Below are 24919 nucleotides of genomic sequence, written 5' to 3' on the forward strand. Positions count from 1 at the left end.
AAAATAGCTCAACGATGCATTAAAACAGTGCTCGCGATCGCTGAAACAGTGCAACAATGGGCAAAAATTGCTCAACGGAGAGAGATCGCAACTCAGACGATCTCTCTCCGAGCGAGTAAAACTATGCTGACTACCTTCTGAACACTAAAAAACAGCAAGGTAAAATCGAAAGAGCTAACTTTTGTTGAGCAAGCAGATATGAGATTTAACGTAACGCTCGATCGAGACGAAGATGGAGTTTGGGTCGTTGAGTGCCCCAGTATTCCAGGATGTGTGAGTCAAGGTCAGACGAAACAAGAAGCCCTTGAAAATATTAAAGATGCAATTGCAGCTTGTTTACAAGTTCGGGCAGAGCGTGGAATGCCGCTGACGATAGAAACTCATCAGGTTGAGGTTGTCGCCTAATGGGTTCTGCTTTACCTGTGATGAGTGGGCGCGAAGTGGTGCGCGTCTTTGAGTCGTTAGGTTGGGAGGCTGTGCGTCAGACGGGAAGCCACATCATCATGACAAAGGACGAAGAGCTTGTCACGCTTTCGATTCCTGATCACCGCGAAGTGGCGAAAGGAACCTTGCGAAGTTTGATTCGCAATGCTGGATTAACCGTAGAGGAATTTGTTGCTGCTAAATAGTCTGTAGAGAGCAGATTAGCAACACAGTGGAGCGGACGGGATAAGGCTCGTGCCGTTTCAGGGTTATTTACCGCCGCCCACTTTAGCTCGATCGCTTGTTAGACCATCTGATTCAGCGCAATAACGATCACTAATCCCCGCCGCCATCTCCGGTTGCTGCCTTCTGCGCGGCAAATCGCTCCTTAAATATTCGCTGCTGAACGTTGTGATTAATGATCGGTCTTGGATATCCGGCTAGATCGCGCCTCAAGTCGTAGGAAACCTTGATAGGGTTAAGTTCAGCTTGATCTAGAATCGAGGTCTACCAGTCGTCTGAAATCTACAGATTGAGAGCATTGGAAACAGGAGGACGTATCGCAATGACGATCGCTGCCAAACAAGAGCTTTCCTTTGATCAGTTTCTTGAGCAATATCCCGAAGATGGGCGCTATGAACTCGTTGATGGGGAAATCGTGAGAATTTTAGCCACAAGACAACACGAGGACATCGCCGATTTTATTGCTGATGCAATGAAAGATGAAGTAAAACTCCGTCAGTTAAACTACAAAGTTTCAGATCGGATTGTTTTAGCCACACAAACGCAAGCAGGCAAAGAGCATGGGCGCAATCCAGATGTAAGCGTTGTTGATTTAGCGTTGTGGCGATCGAATCGGCTTGCCTATGCCGCTTTACAAGAACCGATTCAATTAGCCTTAGAAGTGGTTTCAACCAATTGGGAAGACGATTACATCGATAAACTCGATGAATATCAACGAATGGGAATTTCTGAGTATTGGATCGTTGATTATCTAGCGATCGGCAGCAGAACTTACTTAGGCAACCCCAAAACGCCGACGGTTTTTGTTTATTTATTAGATGAGTCAGGCGTTTACCAATCCACGGCGTTTAAAGAGGACGATCGTATTCTCTCTCGTACCTTTCCCGAATTAACCTTGACTCTCAATCAAATTCTGAATGCTTGATTCTGCTGAACACTCGCAAGATCTCTTGCATGAATCCAGACAGCCCTCATCCCCAACCCTTCTCCCTGGGGGAGAAGGGAGCTAGAATTCTTGTTCCCTCTCCCTGGGGAGAGGGTTAGGGTGAGGGCATCGACAATTCATGTAAGAGGTCTACTAATCCCCGCCGCCATCTCCGGTCGCTGCCTTCTGCGCGGCAAACCGCTCCTTAAATTTGCGCTGTTGAACATTGTGGTCAATGATCGGTCTGGGATATCCGGCTCGATCGCGCTCCTCCGGCGAAATCTTGCCCGAAATCAAATTCTCAGTGTCAACGCTCCGCAACTCTGGCAACCATTCGCGAATATACTCCGCCTCCGCATCAAACTTTTTCGCTTGACTCGCCGGATTAAAGATTCTCAACGGTTTTGGATCCATGCCGCTCGATGTACTCCACTGCCACCCGCCGTTATTCGACGACAAATCGCCATCATACAACCGCTGCATAAAATACTTCTCACCCAAGCGATAATCGACAAACAAATCCTTTGTCAGAAAGCTTGCCGTAATCATTCGACAACGATTGTGCATCCAAGCGGTTTCATTCATCTGCCGCATCGCCGCATCAATAATCGGGTATCCCGTCCGCCCTTCACACCAAGCCTGAAAATACTTTTCGTTATTGTCCCAAGGAAACGTCTTCAGCACTGGACGATAAGCCCCATCTGCCAATTCTGGAAAATGATACATCGCGTGTTGATAAAACTCACGCCAAGCAATCTCCTGTCGCCAGACCCGAATATCATCGGTTTCCCCCCGATGCTCTGCCGCCTCTACGGTCGCCGCCCAAACCGTCCGGACTCCGATCACCCCAAACTTGAGCGCTGCACTTAAAAGCGAAGTTCCGGGCTGAGACGGGAAATTGCGCTGTTGCTGATACTCGTAAATCGCACTCGCACAAAACTCTTCTAATCGTTCCTGTGCTGCCTGTTCACCCGGATCAAGCATCAAAGCATTGTCCCAGACATAGCCTAAGTCTTTTGCCGAGGGAAGCGGAATGATCCCTGCTGCTTGTTCCCGCTCGGCATCGGTCAATCCTTCTGCCCCTGCCAAATCTGCAACGGGAGACGCTTTCGATCGACTGCTCCAATTCTTCCAAAACGGCGAATAAACCGTATAAGGCGAACCTGTGCCTGATTTGATGTCTTCCGGTGAATGGAGCAGTTGATCCCAAAATCGCTGCACTTCGATGCCGCTTTCATTCAGCGCATCGATCACCGCTTGATCGCGATCGCGTCCATACGGCTCCACATCCTGATTCAAAAACACCGCTTTAGCATTGATTGATCGTGCCAGTTTCGGAATCCCTTCCTTCGGATCAGCCTGAATAATCAGTAACTCACTCCCCGCCGCCGCATATTTCTCCTGCAACGATTCCAGACTGCCGATCAGATACTTCACCCGCGCAGGCGCAACATCATCGCGATCGAGAATCAACGGATCAAGGCAAAACACGCCCACGACTTTTGGCGATCGTTCTCTTGCCTTGGATAGCCCCAAATTATCTGAAGCCCGAAGATCCCGACGATGCCAAAACAAAATCAAATCAGACATAACCTACGAACCGAGTAACAACGATCGCGCTAATAAGAAGCTAGAAATCGACTTAGAATCCGCGATATCTCCAGCGTAGATCGCACTCTCGACTTCCTGCGGGGTCATTAACACTGTTTCCATGTCTTCATCCTCATCTTGTGCAGGCGGATTCTCGACCACAGTGGCTTCTGTCGCCAAAAACGCATAGATAATCTCATCCGAATAGCCCGGAGCTAAAAAGAATTGTCCAAGCTTCTTCCAATTTTCCGAGGTGTAGCCTGTTTCTTCCTGAACCTCGCGCTGCACCGTTTCGAGCGGATCTTCTCCCGGTTCAACAGTGCCTGCCGGAAACTCATACAATCGTCCCTTTGCCGCAAATCGATACTGCCGCACCAGCACAAGCTTGCCGTCAGTCGTCACTGGGATTACCAATGCACCGCCCGGATGACGAATACATTCCCAATCGCCCTCTGATTTATTCGGCAATCGTAAACTGTTGACTTCAAAGTTAAACTTGCGTCCTTTGTACAAAAGGCGCTGCTTTAGGAGTTGAGGAGGTTCTGATCCGAAGGACATAAACTTAACGAGGTGAAGGATTTAGAGCTTTCGCACATCAGACGCATCAATCGATCGCGCTAGTTCCAAGATCGATCGATTCAACACTGGATGCTGCCAATCCGGAGCAATTTCAGCCAAAGGCACCAGCACAAAGGCCCGATCGCTCATACGCGGATGCGGAATATTTAGCATTTGCGTTTGAAAGATTCCATCTTCAAATAGAAGGATATCTAAGTCAAGGGTACGAGCATCCCATTTCTGCTGCCGAATCCGCCCAAATTCGCTTTCAATGTGCTGAAGCTTTGCGAGCAGTTCTAGGGGTTCTAAGTCAGTTTCAAGAATCGCACAGCCATTGAGATAATCGGGCTGGGACGGACTGTTGGGAAGCGTCACTGCTTTGGTTTGATACCAAGACGATCGCGCAATCACACCCTCTAATCGACTTAATGCAGATTCTAGAATCGAGCGTGAATCTCCCAAATTGCTACCGAGCGCGATCGCATATTTCATCAGACGATAATCCAAAACTTCCCTGTTATAGTCAAGAGTATCGCTGCATTCTGGACAAGCTAATGGTACATCCTGCCTTTACTGAGATTACCGATGAAGAACTAATGCAAATGAGTTCCAAAAATCCCGAACTGCGATTTGAACGTAATGCCGATGGGAGTTTAGTCACGATGCCACCGGTTGGGGGAATTTCAGGAGATCGAGAAGCGTCTGCGATTAGCTTTCTCTACGTTCACGTTCATGGACAAGAATTAGGAAACGTTTTCAGTTCTAGCACTGGATTTCGATTGGCAAATACAGCAATCCGCTCTCCAGATGCGGCATTTGTCGCGAAGGGTCGATTACCTCAAAACTGGAAACAGCAAGAAGACAAATTTATCGCGATCGCACCTGATTTTGTGATTGAAATTCGATCGAAATCCGACTCCCTCGAAGCGTTAAAAGCCAAAATGCAGGAGTACATCGAGAATGGGGTGCGCTTAGGATGGCTAATTGATTGTAAAAACAAAACCGCTTTTGTCTATCGCGCCGATGGTTCAATCACGCAATATCCTGAATCTGCAACTTTAAGCGGTGAAGATGTCGTTCCAGGATTTTCTTTAGCGCTGAAAATTCTGTTGTAACTGCGTCAATAAATCGAGGGCACAAAGAATTGTTCATTGATCGGGGGACGAACATAATCATCGGGAGCAGCCTGACGCGGCGTTAGCTCGATCGGTTCAGGAGTCATATCGGTATACGGAACTTTGCTCAAAATATGACTGATACAGTTGAGACGAGCACGTTTTTTATCATCCGCTTCGACCGTGAACCAGGGCGCTTCAGGAATATTTGTGTGAGCAAGCATTGTATCTTTTGCTTTGGAAAATTCCACCCAGCGATCGCGAGACTCCAAATCCATCGGACTCAATTTCCATCGCCGCATCGGATCAATTGCCCGCGATTGAAATCGCCGCTCTTGCTCCTCATCGCTCACCGAAAACCAGTATTTCAGCAGCATAATCCCCGATCGCACCAGCATCCGCTCAAACTCTGGGCAGGAGTGCATAAACTCTTGATACTGCACTTCGGTACAAAAACCCATGATGTGCTCGACCCCAGCGCGGTTGTACCAACTGCGATCAAATAGCACAATCTCACCTGCTGACGGTAAATGCTCTACATAGCGCTGGAAATACCATTGGGTTTTTTCGCGATCGGACGGCGTTCCTAACGCCACCACTCGACACCCACGCGGATTCATCGGATCGGAAATGCGCTTGATCGTGCCCCCTTTACCCGCCGCATCTCGCCCTTCAAAGATAATCACCAGCCGATATCCGGTGTGCTTGATCCAATACTGCATCTTCACCAGTTCGGCTTGTAACTTGCTAAGTTCGGTTTCATAAACTTTTGAACTGAGCTTTTTTGCTTTATGAGCCTCAGTTGTGTGTTGTTTTTTATTCGATCGATCCATTAGCACACCGAGAACAAACACTTAAACTCAACTTACAACACCGCATCCTGAGCAATACTGAAAAGAATCTGCATGTTTAAACCGATGCTTCAGTCTCTATTGTTTTTCGTCTTAGCTGGACTATGTGAAATTGGGGGCGGCTATCTATTTTGGCTCTGGTTGCGTGAAGGAAAAAGCGTTTGGTTTGCAGCGGTTGGAATGCTTATCTTAGCGATCTACGGAGTTGTACCAACCTTGCAGCCCGTCAATTTTGGCAGAGCTTATGCAGCTTATGGGGGCGTGTTTATTGTGTTGTCGATCGCTTGGGGCTGGATCGTCGATCGCGTTCGTCCTGATTATTACGATTGGCTCGGAGGCGCGATCGCGCTCATGGGTGTGTTGGTGATGATGTACGCACCCCGACACTAGAAGCGCGATCGCGCCTTGGAACTATCGCTGCAAACTCCGGGGATCGAGCGCGTCGCGCAATCCATCTCCAAGCAGGTTAAACGCCAGCACCGTCAAGACAATCAAAACAGCAGGTGGCCACACCAACCAGGGTTGCAGCACTAAAATTGAGGCGTTGCTTGCCAACGACAACATATTTCCCCAGGACGGATCAGGCTGCTGAATCCCAAGACCAATCAGACTCAGAACCGATTCCGCAATGATAAAACTCGGAATTTGCAGCGTTGCCGAAATGATCACATAGGTTGCGGTTTGCGGTAGAACGTGCCGAACAATAATGTAGAGCGATTTTCCACCCATTGCCCGCGATGCCTGCACAAACTCACGCTCTTTAATCGAAAGCACTTGCCCCCGAATCACCCGCGCCAATCCTGCCCAGCTAATAAACGACGTAATGAAGATAATCAGCAAAAACCGTTGAGCGCTTGACAATCCCGGTGGCAACACCGCAGCCAGCGCCACCAAAAGATAAATGCTGGGAATCGTCATCAACACTTCGACAATTCGCATCAACACCCCATCAATCCAGCCGCCAAAGTAGCCAGAAATTCCGCCGATTAACATTCCGATCGGAAACGACAGCGCAATCCCCACCAATCCGATACTGAGACTAATTCGACCGCCATACACCAAGCGGCTAAACAAATCCCGCGCCTGCTCATCTGTCCCTAATAAATTAAATTTCCCTTCGCCAGTCGTGCCGAACAAATGCAGATTGCCAGGAATCCCTGGAAACAGTTCAATTTCTTCAAACTTCGGATCGCTGAGTGAAACCTGGGTCGGTAACGGTAATCGAATTTGAAAAAAGCGGTAAGGCTCACCCTGCACAAACAATCTCAGCGGTGAAGGCTTCGATCGATCGACCCGCAATTCGCGATCGCCCGTATTCACATCTACCGGGCCTTGCGTGGTCGGATAGACGTGCGGGCCAATGAAGCGATTATTTTGATCCGTCCAATAAATCTGCGTCGGGGGTAACAATGCACCATCCGTTTGAGGCTTACAAGCCCCGCTGGTAATCGACACCGTATCACACGGGCTATAGGGCGCAACAAACTCGGCAGCGATCGCCGAGAAATAGAACAGCAGCAGCAGCAGCGCTCCAAGCTTGGCTAACGGATTTCTTTTGAGTTTCAGCCACCAGTCCATAGGTCAGAGAAGAATAGGGGTTAACGCGAATCGTTGACGATGATTGTGACTTTCGGTTCGTCGTCAGGCTCAACCGAGAGCATGGGCTCCAGAATGCTATTTTCCACCGTTTCCGAGAAGATCGATCCCCGCTGCGGCGGCAAGTCAGGATTGAGGAGAATTTCGACGGTCGTTTTAACGACGCTGGTTAAAGGAATCGCCAAAATCACACCCAATAATCCCGCTACTCTAGCACCTACCAGCAGCGACATGAGGATGATGACGGGACTGAACCCCGTTAACTCTCCTAAAATCCGAGGCGCGATCGCATTATCTTTTACCTGCTGAATTCCAATTGCAACCCCGACCACTTCGATCGCTAACCACCAATCAATAAACGCTACCAAAATCCCAACGATCGCAATTCCCAAACTCGCCCCAATAAACGGAATCACTTCCATCGCCCCGATAAACACGGCAAACACTAGGAAGAACGGCACTCGCAGCCACCAAAACGCGATCGACAGCATCACTGCCATAAACAGCCCTAACAGCAATTGACCGGATGCAAATCGCTGTAAACTATCGCGCATGGAGTTCGTTAGACTTTCCCGAATCGGCTGCGAAAAAATGCCCGTGATCCCGTTCCAAAGCTTCTTCCCATCTAGCACCAAGTAAAACGAGATCACCAAGATCAAAATAAAATCCAGCACCCAGTTAAACGTGCCCAGCACCAAGCCAATTCCGGTTGAAGCGAGCGATCGCGCCTGTCCTTGCAGTTGAGCGGAGAACTGCTGCTCAAGAAACGACAAATCAAAGCCTAAATGCCGCGCTTGGCTCCACGCTTGAAATTCCGAAATTTGATCTTGTCCTGATGCAATCAGATTTGGCAAATTTGCTGCGAGTTGTTGCGCTTGCTGAAGAATTGGCGGCGCGATCGTCACCGCCACCACCCCAAAAATTACGCCAGCGAATAGGTAAACGATCGCAGCCGAAATCGTTCTCGGTAGCACTTGGCTCAGCCGCGAAACCGGATAGTTCAGCATAAAAGCAATCAAGCTCGCTGTGACTAGAACGCTAATCAGTTCACCAAAATAAGTGAGGGCGTTGAGCGTCAGCCATCCAGAGACTAGAATCAGCAACCAAGTAATGAGAAATTGCTGAATAGGGGAGAAAAAACGATCCATGAGCAGGCGCGATCGAGTACCTTTTAATTCTGCCGCCTGATTTGGCGAATGGGTGGGATGCGATCGCGGCTTTCTACCTGAAGTTACATCCAATAATCATCCGCAGGTTCGTGCTCAACCACAAACACATTCGAGTAGAGATTCGCAATGATTTGCTTTCCTTGTTGCGTCAGCGACAGATAGTACAGCGCGTGTTTGATGTAAGGATAAACGCCTTGCCAGTAGAATTTAGGGTAATTCTTGCGTAAATCTCCAGGATGACGGTATCCCAAGGCTTTGTTAACCCCTGTTTCCTCGAATTCGTAGTAGAGGGCGCTAATTTTCTTCAGATAGCGGGGATCGCTTAATTGCCCGATCAAGTCTGAGGCGCGAATCAAGCCGGGATAGTTCATCGTGTCCTGGTGATCTTCGGCAGCGGGAACCGGAAAGCGCGTTAACTCGATATTCTGCTTAACGATTTCGGCGTTGATCAGTTTGTGTCCACCGAATCGCTCATCAATGAAGAGTTTGGCGCGATCGACATGATAGGGAGTCATCGCCGCATCCGACGATCCGGGCTGCACTGCCACCATTGCACCATCGCGTCCAGTTGCATACAGATTGTGTCTATCCTGCCGACAAACTCCCCGAACGTAGCCAATATCGTGGCAAACTAGCGAAATAATGAAGTGGAGCCAGTCCTCACACGACACGCCACCATCGCGAATATGCCGACCTCGCAAAATCTCTTGACCCACCAGAGTCACCAAGATCGAGTGTTCAACATTGTGATAAAGCGCATCGCTATTTGCGATATTTTCCATTGCCATCGACCCAACCCAGCCGATGATATCTTCATAATCAGACTTCCAGCCGCCATACGTGCGATGGTAGCCTTCCTTCAGCTTCTGAACAAAATCATCAATTAAGAGTTCTGTGGCGTTAAACATTTGGGGCGGTATGGCTAATTAACGCTTTTAGTTTTCCCGCCCCGCTTCACAAATTAAATATCGTGCTGAATCTCGTTTTTACTTTTTCATTACCTCAGCGACGCAGGCTTGAACGATCGAGTTTAATTCTTCTGGTGCAGCCTTGCCTTGTCCAATGCTGTTGCCGATTTGGGTGAATTGCTCAAACGAATAGGTTTTCTGAAGTTCTTCGATGCTACAGGTACAAATCTGACGCATCGCCTCGGAAGAAATGGTTTTGCTGTCCCCTTGCTCAACGCAAGTTTTCGTAAACACTTCAACTGCTTCTGCTGGATAGGGTGTCGTGTTTTGGGCGATCGCCTTTTGGGGCAGCACGGTTAGACTGCTGGTCGCAACCAAACCCAGCAAAGTCGAGAGCAGGTTGGATGAAAGGTTCATAAATACTGAATCTCAATGAATGGCTGATCGATATTATGGTTTTGCTCCGTTGAGGATCTATCTGCTCGGACAAAACTTTCAATAAACTTTAAGATTAATCGTTGGGGTAGAAGAATCTCTATTGAAATCAATCGGGCACTGGACAGTCTGCTCGCTTCGGATGTGACAAGATGGGGATGGTGTTTACCAGATGTTGCCGGATGTCTTTGACTGAGTTTGATTCAACGCTGCAACGATTGGGACAGGTGCGGTTTGCCCTGTTGCGTCTGCATAAAGCGCTGCTCGATGGAGAGCGGGTAAGGTATGAGCAGGAGTATGGACGGATTCGATCGAATACGGAGTTTTTTCAGTTGGTGCTGGAAAGTGAATGGTTTGCCTGGTTGCGACCAATTTCGCAGTTTATTGTGCAGATTGATGAAGCTTTGAGCGCGAAGGAGCCGATTACACTGGCTCAAGCGGATGAGCTACTCGTTCAAACTCGTCAACTGATGCAACCGTCGCAAACCGGATCGACGTTAGAGCAGAATTATTATCACGCAATTCAGCGCGATCCAGATATTGCGTTTATTCATGCAGAGTTAGCGAATATGTTGACGGTGAAATAGTTCGACGGTGCGATTTCTTGCGTGGGTCTGTCTACGTTAAGTGGGTACGATCGCGAGAATTTACCAAATGAAGAAATTGAATGATCCACGGGTGCAGGGGTTGTATTTTGGTCTGAGCTTCGTGGATCATTGGTTTTTTGGCGGTGTGTAGGATGATGCCACTCTTACACGATCGCCTAAAGCAAATTTGGGGCTATTCAGAGTTTCGGTTTCCTCAATTTGAGATCGTTCAAGCGATTTTAGCTCGGCAGGATGCGTTGATTGTTTTACCCACAGGTGGCGGTAAATCATTGTGCTTTCAGCTTCCTGCCATTATGCAGCAAGGATTAACGATCGTTGTTTCTCCCTTGGTTGCACTGATGGAAAACCAAGTCCAAGAGCTACAGCAAAAACGCATTCCAGCAGCACTGCTCCACAGTGAACTTTCAAGCTGGCAACGCAAACAAGTTCTAAATGCTATTGCAACTCATCGCTTACTGTATCTTTCCCCCGAAACACTGCTAAGTCCACCCGTTTGGCAGCGCTTGATCAATCCCGAACTTAAGATTAATTCACTAATCATTGATGAGGCGCATTGTTTAGCTCAGTGGGGTGAGACATTTCGACCTGTTTACTATCGATTGGGGGCTGCTCGATCGACCTTATCGAACCATCGAAACCGCATTACGATCGCGGCTTTTACGGCAACTGCAAACCCAGCAACTCAAGCAACCATCCAACGCCTTTTACAACTTGAAGCACCGCAATGTTTTCGAGTGAGTCCGTATCGAGCGAATCTAACCTTGAAGGTTCAACCTGTTTCAACGCCGAGACAGCGCAGACAAAAGTTATTAGAGGTGATTCGCGCTCAAACTGGCTCAGGCTTAGTGTATGTACGATCGCGTCGAGATGCTGAAGAACTCGTAGAATGGTTAACTCAACAAGGACATCGAACTGCAGCTTATCATGCAGGCTTAAAATCAACCGATCGACGACAGATTGAACAGGCTTGGCTGAACGATCAGTTACGGTTTGTGGTTGCAACTTGCGCTTTTGGTCTAGGAGTTAACAAAGCTGCAACTCGATGGGTTGTACATTATCATGCTCCGTTGCTGATGAGTGAGTATGTCCAAGAAATTGGGCGAGCAGGACGAGATGGAAAAGCTGCGATCGCGGTTCTACTCAAAAGCAGTTGGCTTGATTTAGAAGATCGTCAGCGCTGGCAGTTCTTTGAGACTCAGGAACGCAATCAAGCTATCAAAGCACAGCAATTAATTCCGAAGCTACCGCAGCAAGGCAATATTGATGTGGTAGCGCGAGAGTTTAAGGGAGCAGCGATCGCGCTTTCTCTTCTGCACAATGCAAATCAACTGACTTGGACTGATCCTTTTCACTATGAAATTCAGTCTAAACAAAAGCGATTGAAGACTTCGCACAATTCGACCCAATCCATGAAAGACTATCTCAGCACTAAAGGCTGTCGGTGGAGGTTTGTGTTGCGATCGTTTGGCTTTGAGCAGGATGCTGAGAACTTTGCTTGTGGTCACTGTGATCACTGTCGTTAACACCAGAAGCTCAACAAGCCAGTAATTATGACTGTCGTGGAGACCCAACTTCTACAAGTTACACATTGCTCTGATGAAACCTTTTAGAGATCATCAATCTCCACAAGCATTCTATCAACCGTATCCTTCAAACTAGGTAAGTTGTTCTGCACGATCACCCAAACTAAGTTCAGCGACACCCGGAAATACTCATGCACCACAATGTTCCTGAACGCAATAATTTGCACCCACGGCACTTCGGAGTATTGATTCATCAATTCGACTGATAATGAATTTGTTGCCTCTCCAATAACCTGAAGATGATGAACAATCCAAACTTGAATCAGTTCTTGTGCATCAAACGCCTGCTTTCCTTGATTCGCGTACCGTTCAATCGCTGCGATCGCACCAAAATATCCCGCAACCGTTCATCATCTCGCCTCATAACCGCACTGCCTCTGAAAGAACAGACTCTCGAATCCGTTCTTTCAACATATCCACCGTTGCAACATCAACCTTGCGCTGCAAAAGCCTTTCTAAATCAAGCTTTAGCCCTCCAGGAAACCAAGGCGAAATCCTTTCCAAATCGTAGTTAACCAGAAAATCGATGTCGCTGGTTGCTGTCGCTTCTCCCCGCGCAACTGAACCAAATACTCGGATGTCGAATGCTCCATGCCGTGCCGCGACTTCTAGGATCTGCGATCGTTTCTCCGATAAAAGCTCCGCAATTCCTAATCCCGTTTGCATTGTTTATACTTCAGCAATCAAGATTTTCAGATAGTTACTTCTAGTTTAAGATCTTCCTTTCAAAATCCTAAAGCCATCGGTAAATTCTGCAAACTTTATGACGATCGCAGTTGTGCCTGAATAAACTGATATCCGTGATCAAATCGGGAAAGCATTCGGCAATTCAATTGATTGAGTTCACCAATAATATTGGGATCATCAAAGTCTCTTGCATTGCGATTGAGAAAGCACGATCGCTGGGGTTGATTCTGCTGCAAATGATCCACCACAGAAGCATAGACGATCGCATCTTGAGGTCTTAGCTGATAAGTTAGCTCACAGGATGCGGCTTCAAGCAAGATGTCGGAAGTCAGTGGAATAATTTCAGCAAGGCTGATTAAGCGCGATCGAATTTGATTGAATCGTTGTCGCTCTTCTTGATTGCTTAGAGTAATGAGATCAGAGACATCTTGAATATTCCTAATCCGATCGCCATAAGAGACTGTCCGTGAAAGTTGAGCTAATTCAGCATTCAGTTGTTGCTGCAAATTCGTGCGACGAATGGCTTGACGGCTCAACTTTTCATGGGGTTCAGCCAAACTATAAGCCGGAATGATTAGCCCTGCCTGACCAGTTTGGCACAGACTTAAAACTGATTCATAACTTGTACACTGTTCCTGCTCAAAAGCCAATTCCAGAATAAAGTTCGTTTCGACGTAAATATTCACGCCAATTCCTCATACTGAAGTTGTCCTCCAGAGATGGCTGAATAGAGACCAGAATCAATCAGCCAGGATTGTGATTGATAGGATGTTTCAGCAAGATTTTTTGAAAGCGTCAGTTCGCTTAACCACGCACCAACCATCAGCGTAAAACTGTCGCCATAGATTTGCTCAGGCTGGATTCCTGTTCGTTCAAAATAAGGTTGAAAAATTGGAACAGCATCAATGATGTAGTCTGGTTCTCGATCTAATTGACCATCAGATTCAACCCACAGGAAGAGACGATCGGGAAAAGCCATCAGGAAATATGGAGCCTTTGGAGCTTCTTCATGAGCGAGAAGATTACTTCTAAATTTCGCAGCCCAATCTGGTGCAGCATTCAGTTTGGTTTTCACTTCAACCGCTACGACAAGTTGACCAGAGCGATTTCTAACTTCTATATCCCATTGAAAACCTAGATAAATCGACATCATTCGCCCTCTTCAAAGACGATTTACTCTATCATTCTGTCGCAAAACTTGAATCACCCACGATCGCCCGTCAAAATCAGTCAAAATCCTAAAGCCTTCTGCATCTGCTCTAAATCCATCTGATAATAAACAACCGAGAATTTTCCGAGGGTTGCCTTATGAGCTATCGCATGAATCGCCGCGCCTATGCCGAAACTTTTGGCCCGACTGTCGGTGATCGCGTCCGGCTTGCGGATACTGAACTGATCATCGAAGTCGAACAAGACCTGACCACTTACGGGGATGAAGTGAAATTCGGCGGCGGGAAAGTGATTCGCGATGGCATGGGACAATCGCCGATTACCAATGAAGAGGGTGCGGTTGATGCAGTGATTACCAATGCACTGATCCTTGACTGGTGGGGCATTGTGAAAGCAGATGTGGGAATTAAGGATGGGAAGATTCATGCGATCGGTAAAGCTGGAAATCCCTATATTCAAGACGATGTCACGATCATTATTGGCCCTGGCACTGAAGCGATCGCCGGAGAAGGCCTGATCCTCACCGCAGGCGGAATTGATACTCACATTCACTTTATCTGTCCGCAACAGATCGAAGTTGCGATCGCATCGGGTGTTACAACGATGATCGGTGGCGGAACAGGACCTGCTGCGGGAACGAATGCCACGACTTGCACTCCCGGACCTTGGTACATTCATCGAATGCTGCAAGCGGCAGAAGCCTTCCCGATGAACTTAGGATTCTTAGGCAAGGGAAATTCGAGCCAACCGGATGCACTCGAAGAACAGATCAAAGCGGGCGCAATGGGACTGAAGCTGCACGAAGACTGGGGAACCACACCTGCGGCGATCGATACCTGTTTAAGCGTGGCTGATGACTATGATGTACAAGTTGCCATTCACACCGATACCTTAAACGAAGCAGGCTTTGTTGAAGATACGATCGCAGCCTTCAAAAATCGCGTCATTCACACTTATCACACCGAAGGTGCAGGCGGCGGGCACGCTCCAGACATCATTAAAGTTTGTGGTGAGGCGAACGTATTGCCCTCTTCGACCAATCCGACTCGCCCTTACACCCAGAACACTTTAGATGAGCACTTAGATATGTTGATGGTGTGTCACCATCTTGATCCGAGCATTCCCGAAGATGTTGCCTTTGCAGAATCGCGGATTCGCCGAGAAACGATCGCGGCCGAAGACATTCTGCATGATATTGGTGCATTTAGTATGTTGTCTTCCGACTCGCAAGCAATGGGACGCATCGGAGAAGTGATCATTCGCACCTGGCAAACCGGACACAAGATGAAAGTACAACGGGGAGCATTATCAGAGGATAGCGATCGGAATGATAATTTCCGAGCCAAACGCTATGTTGCCAAGTACACGATCAATCCTGCAATCACTCATGGCATTGCGGATCACGTTGGATCGGTTGAAGTTGGTAAGTTAGCCGATTTGTGTTTGTGGCGACCTGCAATGTTTGGAGTCAAGCCAGAAATGGTAATCAAAGGAGGAATGATCGCTTGGTCACAGATGGGTGATGCAAATGCGAGTATTCCGACTCCGCAACCTGTACATATGCGTCCGATGTTTGGCAGTTTTGGTCAAGCGATCGCGCCCATCTCTCTCACCTTTGTTTCTCAGGCTTCGTTGAAGAAAGGTAATTTAGATTCGCTGCATTTGAAACGTCGATTAGTCCCCGTTTCTGGAATTCGCAGTCTGACCAAACGCGATATGAAACTGAATGATGCACTCCCTCACATGGAAGTAGATGCAGAGACGTATCAAGTTCGGGCAGATGGCGAACTATTAACTTGCGAACCTGCAACGGTTTTACCCATGGCGCAACGTTATTTTTTGTTCTGAGTCATTGTTAAGATCAAGATATTGCAACCAGTGAGGTAGAGCATGAATCAACCCATTACTGATCGGATGCGGTGGACGATCGCAGATCTAGAGCTACCTCCGGAGGATGACCGACGATATGAAATTATTGATCGCGAACTCAAACTCCGCTTTTATTCAGCGCGAGGAGTGCGAGAGTATTGGATCATTGATTGGCAAGCTCAACAAATGGAAGTTTACCGCCGAGAATCCGCTACCCTCGCGCTAGCCGCAACATTGTTTCCGGGTGATGAGATCACAAGTGCAATGTTGCCTGGATTTAGAATGCCGATCGTAGTTCTATTTACCTAGACTGATCCTGAATGCAAGTTTCTATCTTGTCGATTGGTTTAATTGCCATCGATACAGGTTCTTCCGCACCCAGAATAATGGTTTCGCCCTGATGCTCGATCGTTAATTTCGTTCCTTCTCGTAGCAAGTAAGTTGCTTTGTCGTGCGTAATCTCAACTTCTAACCGCTGCCCTTGTAAAATCAGCGCAAACTTCATCCGCTTTAAGGTCTTTGGTAGCCGAGGATGGAACGAAAACCCTCCATCAGAATCGCGTAAGCCTGCGAATCCATACACTAACACCATCCAGGTTCCGCCCATTGAGGCAATGTGGCATCCATTTTCTACATTTCCTGCCACATCGCCTAAATCCATCAAGGTGGCATAGCGGGCATAGTCGATCGCTTGATCCATTTTGCCGATTTCTGCTGCAACAATGCTTTGAATACACACAGATAGCGAAGAATCACCTGTTGTTAGCGGATCATAATACTCAAAGTTCTGGCGCTTTTGCTCTCGCGAAAACTCATGCCCCAATAAAAACATTGCTAACACAATGTCAGCTTGCTTGATCACTTGATGTCGATAGATTACCAAAGGATGGAAGTGAAGCAGCAGAGGATACTTCTCAGCAGGTGTGTTCTCAAAATCCCAAACCTCTTGCTCTAAAAATCCATCGTGCTGTAAGTGAATGCCTAGCTTCTCGTCAAAAGCAAGATACATTGAGTCGGCTGCTCTTTGCCAGTCATCCGCTTCTGAAAGTTCAACTTGAATTTTTGCAGCTAGCGCAGCAAAGCGATCGGGATACTCATTGTGCAGTTGTCGCACCACTTTGGCAGCATACCAAAGGTTCTCTCTTGCCATCAAATTGGTGTAAGTGTTGTTATCAACCACAGTGTTGTATTCATCCGGCCCTGTCACTGCATGAATGCAGAATTGGTTGTTCGATCGCGGTGAGAAAAATCCTAAGCTAAACCACATTCGCGCTGTTTCCACGAGCATCTCTGCTCCAACCTGACAAAGAAACTCATCGTCCTGCGTGACTTTTACATACTTTTTTAGGGCATACATAATGTCAGCATCAATGTGATACTGAGCCGTTCCTGCTGCATAATAAGCCGAAGCTTCTTCCCCGTTGATGGTTCTCCAGGGGAACAATGCCCCTGCCTGACTTACTTCCTTTGCCCGCTGTCTTGCTTGATCCAACATTTGATAGCGGAACATTAATAGATTCTTTGCGATCGAGGGTGCCGTATAAGTTAGAAATGGCATCACATAGATTTCTGCATCCCAGAAGTAATGTCCATCATAGGCTTGGCTGGTCAATCCTTTTGATGGAATTCCCGCTCCCTCTGATCGCGCCGAAGCTTGCAAAATGTGGAACAGATTAAATCTCAGAACTTGCTGTAACCGCTCTGGTGTTTCATCGGGGTGATCGGGTGCGCCATCAATCTCAATATCACTGCGATACCAAAAATCATCGAGATAGTCACATTGGCTTTTCAGGAGTGCATTAAAGCCTTGTTTCATCGTTCGATCGAGCGTCCGTTCTGCGCGATCGTGCAATTCCTGACTCGAACAGCGCCCCGAATGATGGTAAGTAATAAACTTGATCAATCGAATCGTTACATTGGGCTTTCCATCAATGCTAAAGACCACTTTGCCATCATCTTCAGAACAATCGCTGGTGTACTCATAAGCACAGTCTGCCTCAAACTGATGATCGACACCACAGGCAACTGTCATGTGACTATTTCGAGTTTGGTGACTGAGAATCAATCGGCGATCGCACTTGGTCTGTTGTTGCGGAAGGAGAACCCGCTCTTTAAACTTCTTCGCCAATCTTGGATCGTTGCTGTTGCTACCGCCTTCTGGCTCGTAGCGGACTTCCGAAGAAATGACGATCGGCGCTTCTGCATTGAGCAAAGTGACTTCATAGGAAATCGCCGCCACATGACGCTGCACAAGCGATATCAATCGCTGCGATCGGATCAAAACCTGCTTTCCCGACGGCGTTTCCCAGAGAATTTCTCGATCGAGCGTCCCCGCCTGCATATTCAGAGCGCGTTCAAACTGCAACAAAGTTGCAGTCGGCAAATAAAATAGTTCATCATCAACATAAAGCTTAATCGGCTTACTGTCAGTCACGCTGACGATCGTCTGTCCGGTTTTCGCATAGCCATATGCCGCTTCCGCATACTCAATCTCATACGACTCATAGAAGCCATTAATGAATGTCCCGTTTTGCGCCACCGGATTGCCTTCCTCACACCCCCCACGCATTCCGACATAGCCATTAGCAGTAGAAAATAAAGTTTCCATCTGGGCAAGGCGTTGCGGGTAGAACTCAGTTTCAACCCACCGCCAAGGATCATGTGGATAAATGTGCTTTGGCGGATGGATCAGTTTACGATGTAGCATTGGGTCTAAGCGTATGAGAACAATGAACGCGAGTAATCGAATTTGCTCTCATCCTGTAATTTCGGGGGAATCGCTGCATCTGACTTTCTACATAATTTTGGCGATCGTGCTGATTTGCGTATTTCTTGTTTGAATAGGTATCTATGACTGCATCTGACTCGTTTTCAACTTGTATTCAAACCTTGGGACTCGATCGCATCGATCGGCATATCTTCATTTGCGCTGATCAAACAAAGCCCTTATGTTGCAGCAAAGAAGCGGGGATCGAAGCTTGGAACTATTTGAAAAAACGCTTACGAGAACTAGAGTTAGACAAGCCCACTGCTGAGCGTCCAAGCTGTGTGTTTCGCACCAAAGCAAACTGCTTAAGGGTTTGCGATCGCGGCTCGATTCTAGTCGTCTATCCCGATGGCGTTTGGTACCACTCCGTTACACCAGAAGTGATTGAACGGATTATCCAAGAACACCTGATTGGCAATCGGATTGTTGAAGAGTTTGTTCTTTTGAGACATCCGCTTCCGCAACCAGAAAACCCTTCTAAAAAGAACGAAGATCCGGTAGCTTCTGACTAAGAAAAACTAAACCTTTAAGAGAGTGAAAATTAATAAATGTTGAGAGAGTTCGTGCTTTACGATCGTCAAAATCAATCACTCTCACTTCATTTCCGAGATTGTTTAAACACTACTAGATTGATTTTGTAGCAAATAGTCCATGCGCTTGGATCGCGATCGTTGCCCCCTGCCCCGGCTGCATCCGAAAAAAGTTTAACTTCTTGACGAGTCGGATATAATGGCGCATGACATATAGATTAGATAAAAATCTGGATGGTTTCAGTTCTTGAATCAACTTCGAGTCCGATCAGCCAGAATAATCCGTACTGTTGAGCCGAAATACACGACTCTGAACGCTCAGAATCGGTAAGATAGCTCAGTCATGAAGTCGATTTGTGTAAATGTTGATTTAGATTCAGGCAGAGCGAGTAGCACAGCATGAAGGAAACCAGTTCAGGGAATCACAGACGCTTGCTGTTGATTGATGATGACCCTAACCTAATTCTGTTGGTTAAAGATTATCTGGAGTTCCGGGGATACGAAGTCGTCACCGCAGAAAACGGGCGGGAAGCGCTGGAAGTCCTAGAGCAAGATATCCCAGATATGATTATTTGCGATGTGATGATGCCAGAAATGGACGGCTATCAACTCGTAAGCAACATCCGCCAAGACCCCAAAACAAGCTGGATTCCAGTGTTGTTTCTCTCTGCTAAAGGTCAGAGCCAAGACCGAGTAAAAGGTCTGAATATCGGCGCGGATGTGTATATGGTGAAGCCGTTTGAGCCAGAAGAACTGGTGGCACAGGTGGAATCCTCGCTCAAGCAGGCTTCGCGTCTGATTCAGCATAAGGATGCCAAAGGCGGCGAAACGGCTCCTAAGATTCAGGTGCCGTTTGATGTGGAATTAACGCCGACTGAATTAAGGGTGGTTCAGTTTGTGGCGCGAGGCATGGCGAATCGTGAGATTGCCGAAGAATTAAACGTGAGTCAACGCACGATCGAAAGCCACGTCAGCAATATGCTCGGTAAAACCGGATTGCACAACCGCACCGAGTTGGCGCGGTGGGCGATCGAAAATAGCATGGCGTAGGTTAAATCTCATAAGTTAAATCTCATCAAGAGTTTAGGGGCGGCACGATCGTGCCGCCCTTTTTGTTAACGTGCCGCCTGAATCTTCTGGAGTTGTTCGGTAAAGTAATCCACTCTGTAGTTGATTTGTTGAGCCACTTCTAACCCTTGACGAAAGGCATTTGCCGCCTCTGTTCGTGCATTGCGCTGAAGCTGAATTTGTCCAATTTGATCGTAGGCATCCATCACGCCGAACGTATCGTAAGCCTGCTGCTGGACGCCTGCGAGATATTGATAAACTTGCAGCGCCGCATCAAGGCGATTGTTTGATCGATATAGCGCTCCCAATTTTCGGAGCGCATCGCTCGCGTAGGCAAACTGTAACAGCGGTGCTGCAAGTTCAAACGTTTCTTGGTAAACCTTTTCTGCTGCCTCTAATTGATTTGTTGCCGCATAATTATCCGCCTGTCGCAGTTTGAGTGCGGGAATCAATCTGGCTTGCTGAGGATCACGCTGATAGATGTCAATTAACTGCTGTTGGTAGGCGATCGCCTGAGCGGGCTGTTTGGCTTGCTCAGAAATATAGGCAAGCTGAGCTAAATTCGCCGTCACGTTCTGAGCATCGTTACGCGCCTTTGCAATATTTAAGAGTTCTGTATAAGTTGCGATCGCATCCGGATAATTAAACCAACTGAGGTGCAATTGCCCGATCGTGTTGAGTAAATTGAGTTCGGCGGCAGCATCTTGACGCGCTCTCGCTTCCGTTAACATCTGCTGATAAACCTTCAGCGCCAGTCCGGGCGATCGCACTTGCTGAAATGCAAGTCCTAAAGCGGGGAGGATCTGTGCGCGATCAGGCGGTACGGGCTGATTGTTCTGCGGTTGCTGAATCTGGGTTTGAATAGCCGAAAGTCGATTTGTGATAACCCTCACCTGATTCGGCTGGTTCTGCACCCAAGCGATATTTCCGACTCGTCCTAACGCCTGCACTTCTTCGAGCAATCCCAGCGCTCGTCTTAACCGTAATTCACGATTCCAAATATCAAACGCACCCAAAGAATCGCCCGATCGCAGTTTTGCGCCGGCTTCCGTGTCGAGTCGATCAAGTGCCGTTCTCAGCGCTTGCTTCTCAGCTTCGGGCAGCGGGCGGTTTAAGCCACCGGGAAGCAAGGGGTCAGGCGTGCTTAGCTCTAAAGGATTGTAGAATCGGTCTGGAAGTTGCGGTTTTGCCGGGGGATCAGCCGCATTGATGCTGAGTGTCATGCTCAAGCTACAGACGATCGTGCCTGCGATTCCGCTCCAGTAGCGCAGTAGGGTCATGATGATGTCTTAGGTCTTTCTTTACCAGAATCTCAGGTTATCGAAAAGTTTCAGCACAATACAGCAAACCTTCTACAACTTCATCGAATTAGAAGTTAAAACCTAAAAATTATCATTTCTGTGTATCGAAGATTTTACACTTAGGCTTAAGATTTGTACTGGACTGGGTGTGATTAAATCGATCGCGCTGTTCGTTAGATTCATTCAAAAAGAGCCTGAGCGAGGAAACTGTGAGAATTTTGGTCGTTGGCAATGGTGGGCGCGAACACGCTCTAACTTGGAAGTTCTTGCAGTCTCCGCAGGTACAGCAAGTGGTGTGTATTCCGGGCAATGGCGGCACGGCTTCTCTGAAAAATTGCCGTAATTTGCCGCTATCGATCGACGACTTTGCGGGCATGGCGCGATATGCGCTGGTGAACAATATTGGCATGGTGGTCGTGGGGCCTGAGTTGCCGCTCTCGCTTGGAATTACAGACTTTCTAAGACAGCAAGGCTTAACAGTGTTTGGGCCGACTCAAGCGGGAGCACAAATCGAGTCGAGTAAGGCTTGGGCAAAAGCGTTGATGCAAGAAGCAGGAATTCCAACCGCAAAGGCTGAGGTGTTCACCGATGCAGAGTCGGCAAAGAATTATGTCCGCGCTCAGGGTGCGCCGATCGTGATTAAAGCCGATGGACTTGCTGCCGGAAAAGGGGTGACTGTAGCCGAATCTGTGGAGCAGGCAGAGGGCGCGATCGCTGCCTGTTTCTCCGGTCAGTTTGGTGCAGCCGGAAGCCAAGTTGTGATCGAAGAATGCCTGATGGGTCAAGAAGTCTCAATTTTGGCTGTCACCGATGGCTTAACGATTCGCCCACTATTGCCTGCTCAAGACCATAAGCGGATTGGCGAAGGCGATACCGGAGAGAACACAGGCGGCATGGGGGCTTACGCTCCGGCTCCGATCGCAACTCCAGAGTTGATGAATCGAATTCAGCAAGAAATTCTCGAACCTGCAATTCGGGTACTGCGCGATCGCAAGATCGATTATCGCGGCGTTTTGTATGCAGGATTGATGATTACGCCTGAAGGCGATCCAAAAGTGATCGAATTTAACTGTCGATTCGGTGATCCAGAAACGCAAGCGATTTTGCCGCTGCTTGAAACGCCGTTAGAAAAGCTTTTGTACGCTTGCGCCCAGCAGAAACTTGCAGATTTTCCTGAGATTGAGTGGAAATCGGGTGCAGCAACTTGCGTGGTGGTGGCTGCCGGTGGCTATCCGGGGAGCCATCCAAAGGGACTACCCGTCAGCGGCATCCAAGCGGCAGAAGAAACCGGAGCGGCTGTGTTTCATGCGGGAACGCAATTAAAGCAAGCGCAATTAATCACAGACGGTGGACGAGTGTTTGGAGTCACGGCGATCGGTGAAACGTTCGATCAGTCGATCGAGGCGGCTTATCGAGCGGTCGATCGCATTCAGTTTGAGGGAATGTACTACCGCCGTGACATTGGTAGCCGCGTAAAGACGAAGTAAGATGAAGAAAAACGCGAAGACAGAAACAAGTTGTTATGATGCTTCGCAGTTTGTTCTTTATTCATAATCTTCACCGTGTCATCCCTCGTTGCCCAAATTCCGGATGTTCTACGTCGCTGGTGGTCTGGTTTTAGCCTCCAGACAAAACTCATGGCGGCAGCTACTTTGGTCGTGTCGATCGTGATGAGTGGCTTAACCTTCTGGGCGGTCAATACAATCCAGATGGATGCGCGGTTGAACGATACGCGCTTCGGCAGCGATTTGGGTTTACTGATGGCGGCGAACGTTGCGCCCCTGATAAACGAGGAGAATCGAACGGAACTGGCTCGCTTTTCGCATCGCTTTTATAGCAGCACTGCCAGCATTCGCTATATGCTCTACGCCGATGCGGACGGCAACATCTTTTTTGGGATTCCTTTTTCCGATGCTCAGGTGCAGAACTCGCTAACGATTCAGCGCAAAATTCAACTGCCCGAAGATTTTACAGAACGCACGGATCATCCGCTGGTACGCCAGCATCTCACTCCGGATGGTGAGGTGACGGATGTATTTGTGCCGCTGGTGTCCGAGGGCAAATATCTCGGCGTTTTGGCGATCGGCACGAATCCGAATCCAACCGTGGTCACTTCTTCGCACTTGACGCGAGATGTGACGATCGCGGTATTCGTCTCAATCTGGGTGATGGTGATTTTGGGGGCGGTGTTTAATGCGCTGCAAATTACCAAGCCGATTCGTGAATTAGTCATCGGGGTGCGCAATATTGCCAAAGGCAACTTTAAGCAGCGCGTGGATCTGCCTGTTGGCGCGGGTGTTGAACTGAGTGGACTCATTGACAGCTTTAACGACATGGCAGAGCGGCTAGAGCGCTACGAAGAACAAAACATCGAAGAATTGACCGCAGAAAAAGCCAAATTAGAAACCCTAATTTCGACGATCGCAGATGGAGCAGTGCTGCTCGATGCCAATATGCAAATCGTGTTAGCCAATCCGACAGCACGAAAGATTTTCGGATGGGAGAACAAAGCGATCGAAGGCGAAAACGCGCTTTATGCCTTTCCGGTCGCGGTTCAAGTTGAACTGACAAGACCGCTGTTTCAGATGGCGCGGGGCGAAGTGCGGGAGGAGGCAGAATTTCGGATTACCGCGATCGAACCGAATAATCGTACTTTGCGCGTTCTGTTAAATGCTGTGGTTGATCCGGTGCGTGAGAACGTGAAAGGCATTGCGGTCACAGTGCAGGATATTACTCGCGAAGTCGAACTCAACGAAGCAAAAAGCCAATTTATCAGCAACGTTTCTCACGAACTCAGAACGCCATTATTTAATATCAAATCGTTTATCGAAACGCTTTACGAATACGGTGAAGAACTCACCGAAACTCAGAAACTCGAATTTCTTGAAACTGCCAATCGAGAAACCGATCGTCTTACCCGCTTAGTCAACGATGTTCTGGATCTCTCGCGTTTGGAATCGTGCAAGATTTATCACTTTGAAGCGATCGATCTGGTGCAGCCGATCGAACAAATTCTCAGAACTTACCAACTCAACGCCAAAGATAAAGGCATCGAACTGATTCAAGAAATCGAGCCAAACTTACCACCTGTGTTTGGACACTACGATTTGCTGCTTCAAGTCTTTGCGAATTTGGTGGGTAATGCTTTGAAATTCACCGAAGCGGGTGGAAAAGTGGCAATCCGCGCTTACTCGCTACCAGCGCATGAATCTCAATCCCAGCGATTTGTGCGCGTTGAAATCGGTGATACCGGAATTGGAATCGATGGAGTCGATCAAGAAGCCATTTTCGATCGCTTCTTCCGCGTGGAAAACCGAGTTCATACGCTCGAAGGAACGGGATTGGGACTGTCGATCGTCAAAAACATTATCGAGCGCCATCGCAGTCATGTTCGACTGGTGAGCGAAGTTGGCTGTGGGACAACGTTCTGGTTTGATTTAGTTGTGTTTCAAGAGAACTCACACTTGATCGAAACCACAACCGAGCCTGTAAGACTTGCTGAAGCGGTGAATGCACCCTGAAC

Annotated in this window: 26 protein-coding genes and 1 pseudogene; 13 read left to right on the forward strand and 14 right to left on the reverse strand. The window is 48.0% G+C overall.

Annotated elements, in window-relative coordinates:
- Positions 1 to 198 precede the first annotated feature (198 nt).
- The 3 genes from NC981_RS01855 to NC981_RS01865 all read left to right on the forward strand — a co-directional run bounded on the left by NC981_RS01855 (position 199) and on the right by NC981_RS01865 (position 1591).
- Positions 199 to 405 (forward strand): type II toxin-antitoxin system HicB family antitoxin, encoded by a 207-nt coding sequence (locus NC981_RS01855; RefSeq protein WP_348241299.1) that lies wholly within the window; start codon positions 199 to 201, stop codon positions 403 to 405.
- Complete coding sequence (locus NC981_RS01860; RefSeq protein ID WP_348241300.1) at positions 405 to 629, forward strand: type II toxin-antitoxin system HicA family toxin; 225 nt, start codon at positions 405 to 407, stop codon at positions 627 to 629. Before NC981_RS01855 ends, NC981_RS01860 begins: the two co-directional genes overlap by 1 nt.
- Positions 630 to 988: 359 nt before the next feature.
- Positions 989 to 1591: a Uma2 family endonuclease gene (locus NC981_RS01865; protein ID WP_348241301.1), complete on the forward strand. Its 603-nt coding sequence runs from the start codon at positions 989 to 991 to the stop codon at positions 1589 to 1591.
- A gap of 153 nt (positions 1592 to 1744) precedes the next feature.
- Here NC981_RS01865 and NC981_RS01870 read toward each other — a convergent pair whose 3' ends face one another.
- Genes NC981_RS01870 through folK form a run of 3 tightly spaced genes read right to left on the reverse strand, consistent with a single transcriptional unit; the run spans position 1745 to position 4231 of the window.
- Positions 1745 to 3181: an FAD-binding domain-containing protein gene (locus NC981_RS01870; protein WP_348241302.1), complete on the reverse strand. Its 1437-nt coding sequence runs from the start codon at positions 3179 to 3181 to the stop codon at positions 1745 to 1747.
- 3 nt (positions 3182 to 3184) lie between these two features.
- On the reverse strand, positions 3185 to 3739 hold the full coding sequence (locus tag NC981_RS01875; protein ID WP_190378099.1) for an NUDIX hydrolase: 555 nt from the start codon (positions 3737 to 3739) through the stop codon (positions 3185 to 3187).
- Positions 3740 to 3760: 21 nt separating this feature from the next.
- On the reverse strand, positions 3761 to 4231 hold the full coding sequence (gene folK, locus NC981_RS01880; RefSeq protein WP_348242020.1) for a 2-amino-4-hydroxy-6-hydroxymethyldihydropteridine diphosphokinase: 471 nt from the start codon (positions 4229 to 4231) through the stop codon (positions 3761 to 3763).
- Between the two features lie 62 nt (positions 4232 to 4293).
- Between folK and NC981_RS01885 the strand changes: the two genes are divergently transcribed.
- Positions 4294 to 4854 carry a Uma2 family endonuclease gene (locus NC981_RS01885; protein ID WP_348241303.1) on the forward strand — a complete coding sequence of 187 codons (561 nt, stop codon included), beginning with the start codon at positions 4294 to 4296 and terminating at the stop codon, positions 4852 to 4854.
- 5 nt (positions 4855 to 4859) lie between these two features.
- On the opposite strand, the gene ppk2 is transcribed toward NC981_RS01885, so the two are convergent.
- The gene (gene ppk2, locus NC981_RS01890) at positions 4860 to 5687 is read right to left on the reverse strand and encodes a polyphosphate kinase 2 (RefSeq protein WP_348241304.1); all 828 of its coding nucleotides are present in this window, start codon (positions 5685 to 5687) and stop codon (positions 4860 to 4862) included.
- Between the two features lie 84 nt (positions 5688 to 5771).
- On the opposite strand from ppk2, the gene NC981_RS01895 reads away from it, so the two are divergent.
- Positions 5772 to 6095: a YnfA family protein gene (locus NC981_RS01895; RefSeq protein WP_348241305.1), complete on the forward strand. Its 324-nt coding sequence runs from the start codon at positions 5772 to 5774 to the stop codon at positions 6093 to 6095.
- A gap of 21 nt (positions 6096 to 6116) precedes the next feature.
- Here the strand turns inward: NC981_RS01895 and NC981_RS01900 are convergent, their stop codons facing one another.
- The 4 genes from NC981_RS01900 to NC981_RS01915 all read right to left on the reverse strand — a co-directional run bounded on the left by NC981_RS01900 (position 6117) and on the right by NC981_RS01915 (position 9795).
- Positions 6117 to 7283 carry an ABC transporter permease gene (locus NC981_RS01900; RefSeq protein WP_348241306.1) on the reverse strand — a complete coding sequence of 389 codons (1167 nt, stop codon included), beginning with the start codon at positions 7281 to 7283 and terminating at the stop codon, positions 6117 to 6119.
- A 20-nt stretch (positions 7284 to 7303) separates the two neighbouring features.
- Positions 7304 to 8449: an AI-2E family transporter gene (locus NC981_RS01905; protein WP_190378094.1), complete on the reverse strand. Its 1146-nt coding sequence runs from the start codon at positions 8447 to 8449 to the stop codon at positions 7304 to 7306.
- A gap of 83 nt (positions 8450 to 8532) precedes the next feature.
- Positions 8533 to 9378, reverse strand: coding sequence for an Npun_R2479 family HD domain-containing metalloprotein (locus NC981_RS01910; protein ID WP_190378093.1), 846 nt, complete (start codon positions 9376 to 9378; stop codon positions 8533 to 8535).
- A gap of 78 nt (positions 9379 to 9456) precedes the next feature.
- Positions 9457 to 9795 (reverse strand): hypothetical protein, encoded by a 339-nt coding sequence (locus NC981_RS01915; protein WP_348241307.1) that lies wholly within the window; start codon positions 9793 to 9795, stop codon positions 9457 to 9459.
- Positions 9796 to 9995: 200 nt separating this feature from the next.
- Here NC981_RS01915 and NC981_RS01920 point away from each other — a divergent pair, with 200 nt between their 5' ends.
- Both NC981_RS01920 and NC981_RS01925 read left to right on the forward strand, forming a co-directional pair.
- The gene (locus tag NC981_RS01920) at positions 9996 to 10400 is read left to right on the forward strand and encodes a hypothetical protein (RefSeq protein WP_348241308.1); all 405 of its coding nucleotides are present in this window, start codon (positions 9996 to 9998) and stop codon (positions 10398 to 10400) included.
- 155 nt (positions 10401 to 10555) lie between these two features.
- Positions 10556 to 11944 (forward strand): ATP-dependent DNA helicase RecQ, encoded by a 1389-nt coding sequence (locus tag NC981_RS01925; RefSeq protein ID WP_348241309.1) that lies wholly within the window; start codon positions 10556 to 10558, stop codon positions 11942 to 11944.
- A gap of 83 nt (positions 11945 to 12027) precedes the next feature.
- Here NC981_RS01925 and NC981_RS01930 read toward each other — a convergent pair.
- From NC981_RS01930 to NC981_RS01945, 4 genes and pseudogenes are all read right to left on the reverse strand, one after another.
- Positions 12028 to 12368: pseudogene (locus NC981_RS01930) on the reverse strand (HepT-like ribonuclease domain-containing protein).
- Positions 12365 to 12670 carry a nucleotidyltransferase domain-containing protein gene (locus NC981_RS01935; protein ID WP_348241310.1) on the reverse strand — a complete coding sequence of 102 codons (306 nt, stop codon included), beginning with the start codon at positions 12668 to 12670 and terminating at the stop codon, positions 12365 to 12367. Before NC981_RS01935 ends, NC981_RS01930 begins: the two are co-directional and overlap by 4 nt.
- Before the next feature lie 95 nt (positions 12671 to 12765).
- Positions 12766 to 13377 (reverse strand): PIN domain-containing protein, encoded by a 612-nt coding sequence (locus NC981_RS01940; RefSeq protein ID WP_348241311.1) that lies wholly within the window; start codon positions 13375 to 13377, stop codon positions 12766 to 12768.
- A complete protein-coding gene (locus NC981_RS01945) occupies positions 13374 to 13841 on the reverse strand; it encodes a hypothetical protein (protein ID WP_348241312.1) in 468 nt (155 codons plus the stop codon). The genes NC981_RS01940 and NC981_RS01945 overlap by 4 nt, the downstream gene beginning before the upstream one ends.
- 158 nt (positions 13842 to 13999) lie before the next feature.
- On the opposite strand from NC981_RS01945, the gene ureC reads away from it, so the two are divergent.
- Entirely contained in the window at positions 14000 to 15709 is a 1710-nt protein-coding gene (gene ureC / locus NC981_RS01950; protein WP_348241313.1) for an urease subunit alpha, read from the forward strand.
- A 42-nt stretch (positions 15710 to 15751) separates the two neighbouring features.
- Positions 15752 to 16039 carry a Uma2 family endonuclease gene (locus NC981_RS01955; protein ID WP_348241314.1) on the forward strand — a complete coding sequence of 96 codons (288 nt, stop codon included), beginning with the start codon at positions 15752 to 15754 and terminating at the stop codon, positions 16037 to 16039.
- Here NC981_RS01955 and NC981_RS01960 read toward each other — a convergent pair.
- A complete protein-coding gene (locus NC981_RS01960; protein WP_348241315.1) occupies positions 16032 to 18437 on the reverse strand; it encodes a glycosyl hydrolase family 65 protein in 2406 nt (801 codons plus the stop codon). The two genes, NC981_RS01955 and NC981_RS01960, sit on opposite strands and share 8 nt — an antisense overlap.
- Positions 18438 to 18580: 143 nt before the next feature.
- Here NC981_RS01960 and NC981_RS01965 point away from each other — a divergent pair, with 143 nt between their 5' ends.
- Both NC981_RS01965 and NC981_RS01970 read left to right on the forward strand, forming a co-directional pair.
- Entirely contained in the window at positions 18581 to 19009 is a 429-nt protein-coding gene (locus NC981_RS01965) for a ferredoxin (RefSeq protein ID WP_190378083.1), read from the forward strand.
- Between the two features lie 417 nt (positions 19010 to 19426).
- A complete protein-coding gene (locus NC981_RS01970; protein WP_190378081.1) occupies positions 19427 to 20077 on the forward strand; it encodes a response regulator transcription factor in 651 nt (216 codons plus the stop codon).
- A gap of 65 nt (positions 20078 to 20142) precedes the next feature.
- Here NC981_RS01970 and NC981_RS01975 read toward each other — a convergent pair whose 3' ends face one another.
- Entirely contained in the window at positions 20143 to 21375 is a 1233-nt protein-coding gene (locus NC981_RS01975) for a hypothetical protein (protein ID WP_348241316.1), read from the reverse strand.
- Positions 21376 to 21605: 230 nt separating this feature from the next.
- Between NC981_RS01975 and purD the strand changes: the two genes are divergently transcribed.
- Together purD and nblS are read left to right on the forward strand one after the other, a co-directional pair.
- Positions 21606 to 22883, forward strand: a complete 1278-nt coding sequence (purD, locus tag NC981_RS01980; protein ID WP_348241317.1) for a phosphoribosylamine--glycine ligase — start codon at positions 21606 to 21608, stop codon at positions 22881 to 22883.
- 75 nt (positions 22884 to 22958) lie between these two features.
- The gene (nblS, locus tag NC981_RS01985) at positions 22959 to 24917 is read left to right on the forward strand and encodes a two-component system sensor histidine kinase NblS (RefSeq protein WP_348241318.1); all 1959 of its coding nucleotides are present in this window, start codon (positions 22959 to 22961) and stop codon (positions 24915 to 24917) included.
- Positions 24918 to 24919 lie beyond the last annotated feature (2 nt).

This window comes from Leptolyngbya sp. DQ-M1 (assembly GCF_039962505.1).
Lineage (GTDB): Bacteria > Cyanobacteriota > Cyanobacteriia > Leptolyngbyales > Leptolyngbyaceae > Leptolyngbya.